Raw genomic sequence first — 227 nt, 5'->3', positions numbered from 1 at the left:
CAATCCCGTCGTGCCAGACGATCTTGACCAGGTCCGCCTTGCGGCCACGAAAGACGTAGAGATCGCCGCAATGCGGGTCACGGCCGAGCATCTGCTGCACCTGCAGCACCAGTGAGTGCATCCCACGGCGCATGTCGGTATGACCGACCGCGAGCCACACCCGGACACCGGACGGCGTCGGGATCATGCGCGCAGCGCCGCCAGCACACGGCGCAAGGTCGCTGCAC

1 protein-coding gene is annotated in these 227 nt (G+C 67.0%); it reads right to left on the bottom strand.

Features of this window, described 5'->3' with window-relative positions; genetic code table 11:
• The coding region (gene tnpB / locus Q7A36_RS41475; protein WP_305109573.1) for an IS66 family insertion sequence element accessory protein TnpB at positions 1–187 on the bottom strand (187 nt) is incomplete at its 3' end.
• Positions 188–227 lie beyond the last annotated feature (40 nt).

This window comes from Paracraurococcus lichenis, from assembly GCF_030657435.1.
GTDB classification, from domain to species: Bacteria; Pseudomonadota; Alphaproteobacteria; order Acetobacterales; family Acetobacteraceae; genus Paracraurococcus; species Paracraurococcus lichenis.
Note: the sequence above shows the minus strand (reverse complement) of the source record. Positions and strands in the feature narration are given on the sequence as shown.